Origin of the sequence: Blautia sp. AM42-2 (assembly GCF_003480245.1) — a bacterium.
GTDB lineage: Bacteria > Bacillota > Clostridia > Lachnospirales > Lachnospiraceae > Fusicatenibacter > Fusicatenibacter saccharivorans.
Genome location: NZ_QUIM01000027.1, coordinates 1,474 through 5,742 on the forward strand (window position 1 = coordinate 1,474; position 4,269 = coordinate 5,742).

Sequence of the window (4,269 nt, forward strand, 5' to 3'; positions counted from 1 at the left end):
AAATGCCGCGATTTATTTGAAATCATCGAGTCCAGAGACTGCCGCAAGGCAACTATTATAATCTCTCAGATTCCAGTATCCGGATGGTATCAACTTTTTGGGGATTCCACCTATGCGGATGCCTGCTTAAGCCGAATGACATCCAAGGCATATCGTCTTGAATTTCCTGGCAGGGATCGCAGAGTAAATAATGGTAACTAATAAACGTGCTGAGCTTTGCTCAGTTTAAAGCAGAATGGCGCTCCGTTCCTCTGGAACGGATGCGCAGTTCTTGCGGAATATGCAATGTGGATGCAATTATGAAAAATTGTCTGCTGTAGGACACATCAATCTAGGCCTTTTGCAATCTTTTGAGAAAGATGGCGGTGAGCAGTGCTTCTTGGATTTTATGGTGCGAAATTTTCAGTATGCTACGCACCACAGAAGGCGTATGCTTCCAAGTGTAGAAGACATCTTTGCAAATGAAGATAAAGACACATTGCCATATTCGGAAAGAGATGCGAAAGATGCTGTAATGCAGAGATTTTGGCTTGAGCAGGCAGGAAGAACTCAAAATGTGTTGAACGAATTGTCAAAACAATATGGTGTTCCAATTCCAGAAGGCTGTCATTCCATATTGGATTATATGGATTATGTTGACTACGGGCATGACCAGAGAAAAAGAAATGCATCGTGGCATGTCAGCTGTTTTTCCGATGCGGATAGAAAAAGAGTTAAAAAAGTACTAAAAGACTTCCGAGTAAAAAACTACACGATGCATGCCATGATAGATGATTGCATCGCAGACTTCGCATTATAAGGCGGGATATTTAGTAAGATATCTGGGGCCAGACCCTCTTTCGGCAACATAGGATAGGAGTGATCGGATGAGTGCAATTGAAGAATTACTTAATCAGATAATAATGCGCGGATGGGAATGGATTTGGAGTGTATCATGGTACTGGATACCAGCAGGACTAGGATTTGCATTTCGATTTGGATTATTGAAATACAAAATATGGGATTCAGAAATGCGAGTCAAAGTAATCTTAAGAGATATCGGAATTATTTTCGGACTAACAATATTGTGGTCGGGCTTGAATTCCTATGAATTAGATAGTAATACGGGAGTGATGGTTTTTATCTTGACTTTTGTCTACATTGTATATGGTTTGGCAGAAAGTTGTGAAGACACTGGAGGAAGTACAGAAAGCATATTACTGATTTTAAAAAGTGTTTTATTAACAATGCTCTCATTCCAAGAAATAGGTGGAACTATTTTTGGTGCAATAGTAACAAGTGGAATGGCTGTTATGGCATATAAGTTTTGGATTTGTAAAGAAAAGAAGACAGATTTGTTTGAAATAATCTTTTTATGCGCAGAAGCAGTTATTTTGTCTATCATCGGTGAAATATATGCTATACAAGGAATAGGGGTTTTTCTATTTGTATTTTTTGAGGAAACAGCAATATTCTTTTTTAATTATATTGTTAAGTACATAGCGTCTGTATTCTTTGGAGAGGCAGAGGAAAACTATTACTAAAAGTATGAAGTGGTGGAAAAGATGCATAGGAAAGGTGGATACTAATTGAAAGATTTTGTGAGTTTTATTAAGAATTATTCGACAAGAGATTTTATCTATTTTTTCTCAGAAATATCAATCGAACTATATAAGAATCAGCAAAATAAGTCAGAAGATGAATTAAAGTGTAGTATTACATTTCCATTGAATGCTATCTTACATGGATTTATACATCGGCAAGTGCAGGTAATGTTGTCAGCATGGGATATTCAAAATATGGCGTATGTCTCTATAGTCAGTGCAAATGATTACAGAAAAGAAATTATGACAAGAGAAAAGGCTGGTACGGTGGTAAATTTGTATAGAGGATATGAGAATGAGCATTCCAATAGCGAATATATCAAAGATGCAAAATTGCCTGATATATTTAAGTTTATGATGGGCATGACATATGAACAGTTTAAGTATCAGAATTTAGCATGGACATACCAGAGCTTTAGCCGAAATTATCATATTTTGCTTGGCTCAAGTAAAATTAGCAGGGATGAGATTGTAGATATAAATGAAATTACAGAAGAATTGTTTGGTATGAGTGCAGACGAGTTTATGACCAATGTACTTTATTTGTTGTGGTTATGCAGTGAGCGTCCCGATCCGTTAGGGGCAGAGGATGATTTATATAAGCACGGGGCAAACAGCATACTCACTAAAGAGAATTTGGAGAAAATTATTAATTATTATTCTGTTACATATGATGATGTAAGGAAGTCTCCAATACAGAAACAATTGTTTTATAGCAAACCTTTTGTGATTACTCAAAAGAACAAAGAGCCGATTATGGTCAGTATGTATTTGGTACAGATGCTCTTTGCAGATGGTTTATATTGGTTAATTCGAGATTATTATTATAAGAATGGTAAGGGAACCGGGTTCATTAATGCTTTTGGCAGAATGTTCGAAGAATATTTTATGGAACTGGCTGAGATTTACCTGACAGAAGATATGTGGCACAAAATCCCAGAACAAGACAAAAAGAGTGCGGATTTCTTTGTAGAATTTGAGGATGCGGTATTCTTGTTTGAATTGAAATCAGGACTGCTTGGAATAAAGGCAAAGCAACAGGCACCAGATGTTCAACAGATTGATACATTTTACAAAAGAAATATTTTAGAAGCACATGAACAACTTAAAATGTCTGAAAAGGAATATCAGGGACAAAAGCCGGTTATTAAAATTTTTTTGCTGTATGAGAGTATGACGAATACGCAAATAGTGATGTCTTCGATACCAGAGATATTTGTTGATGACAGCAGATGTTATATCATGACCATAGAAGACTTGGAGATGATGCTGGCTACATATAAGAACGGTAAAGAAAAGTTTGAAAAGGTAGTAAAAGCATTAGTTACTAATCAGAACAGCAATGCTCAGGTTACGAGTGTTTTACATGTCTTGAACGATTGTGATGCTGTTGGAGATATGCACTTTATTGAAGACAGAGACTATTTTATGAAAATAGCAAAAAGAATGGAAAAGGAGTTGGAGGTATAATGAAATTCCTTTAATACTGTGGTAAAATAGGATATATTAATTCGAAATACTGCGGAGGTAAATATGCTTGATAATAGTATAGGGTGTTATGGAAAATTGGTTTCAGAAGTATTGACAGCAATCTCTCAAGTTTATTGGGGAAGAATGTATAAATATATTAAAGATAACAATATCGATTATAAGGATGTGAATTGCTTTATTCTCAATCCTGAAAGTATGGCTGTTTATTTTAGTAAGACATTTATTGCCATAGAGTATTGTGGTAATCCATATGTAAAAAATATTGTGGAAAAATCTGAAAGAATGATTGTTGTCCGTGATTTCACAAAAGAAGATTTGACTTCAAAGCAAGTTATTGAAAAGATAATTGGCTTTACTTTTGATGGAACTAGCGGGATTACATTTCCATTATACTCTGATATATATGAAGATTTAATGGTTCCGACAAATGCAGGATTAGATAAGCTGATTGACTTAAAATGGAACTTTGCTGCTCAAAATAGTATGGTAAGTTTCAATTCACAGGGATTTGATATTGTAGAGGGACAATTTGTTAGACTAATTAATGGCATGTTTTTTGATGCAAAAGATGATGATTTAAAAACCAGAATTATAAAGTGGATTGATTTTATCCCTTGTCATTATAATGAGCCAGAAGAAGGAGAACTGGATGAGATTGGTTTTAGTTTGGAAGTATATGACAGATTATGGCAAGCTGACCTCTTTTATCAGTATCCGGAACCCGCAGATTTTAAATATGATAAGCTGCCTAAAATTAATAGGTTTATCGAGTTGTTTGGTAACTCTGAGAATTCGGAGCCAACTATTACCTCATTTTTAGCACAGCAAGAAAATCACTTTATTCTTAATATGGGATTTATGGGAACCGGAGTACATTCCCAAGTTAAGTGCGAGTGGCAGAGTGAGGAAAAAGACGAAATTATACCAGATTTTTTTGTTGTTAGAGCAAATGGATATGCGGATATTGTAGAGTTCAAATTACCAAAAGTTAAAAGAAATACTGTAGTTGGACGAAATAACCGTGAACAATTCAGTGCAGAGATTAATTCATACATCGCACAGACAAGAGTATATAGAAGTTATTTTGAAGATCCTAATAACAGAAGGTGGTTTGAGAAGAAATATGGATTTAAAGTATGCAAATTCCGGCTCATCTGACCACGCATTCCGCTAAGAGCTGATCAGTCTTTCCGGA

The 4,269-nt window shown here is 35.4% G+C and carries 5 protein-coding genes; all 5 read left to right on the forward strand.

The features are described 5' to 3' along the window. The coding region (locus DW915_RS16200) for an ATP-binding protein (protein ID WP_243033856.1) at positions 1–201 on the forward strand (201 nt) is incomplete at its 5' end. 229 nt (positions 202–430) lie between these two features. Beyond that, entirely contained in the window at positions 431–799 is a 369-nt protein-coding gene (locus DW915_RS15405; RefSeq protein ID WP_147398450.1) for a hypothetical protein, read from the forward strand. Positions 800–866: 67 nt separating this feature from the next. Continuing rightward, positions 867–1,523, forward strand: coding sequence for a hypothetical protein (locus tag DW915_RS15410; protein ID WP_117804820.1), 657 nt, complete (start codon positions 867–869; stop codon positions 1,521–1,523). Positions 1,524–1,568: 45 nt separating this feature from the next. Continuing rightward, the gene (locus DW915_RS15415; protein ID WP_243002059.1) at positions 1,569–3,053 is read left to right on the forward strand and encodes a hypothetical protein; all 1,485 of its coding nucleotides are present in this window, start codon (positions 1,569–1,571) and stop codon (positions 3,051–3,053) included. A 63-nt stretch (positions 3,054–3,116) separates the two neighbouring features. Continuing rightward, positions 3,117–4,232: a hypothetical protein gene (locus DW915_RS15420; RefSeq protein WP_118742431.1), complete on the forward strand. Its 1,116-nt coding sequence runs from the start codon at positions 3,117–3,119 to the stop codon at positions 4,230–4,232. Positions 4,233–4,269 lie beyond the last annotated feature (37 nt).

Bases quoted from the DNA above. Each gene is read 5' to 3' on its own strand.
- DW915_RS15405 (WP_147398450.1), top strand. From the start codon at position 431: ATGCTTCCAAGTGTAGAAGACATCTTTGCAAATGAAGATAAAGACACA.
- DW915_RS15410 (WP_117804820.1), top strand. From the start codon at position 867: ATGAGTGCAATTGAAGAATTACTTAATCAGATAATAATGCGCGGATGG.
- DW915_RS15420 (WP_118742431.1), top strand. From the start codon at position 3,117: ATGCTTGATAATAGTATAGGGTGTTATGGAAAATTGGTTTCAGAAGTA.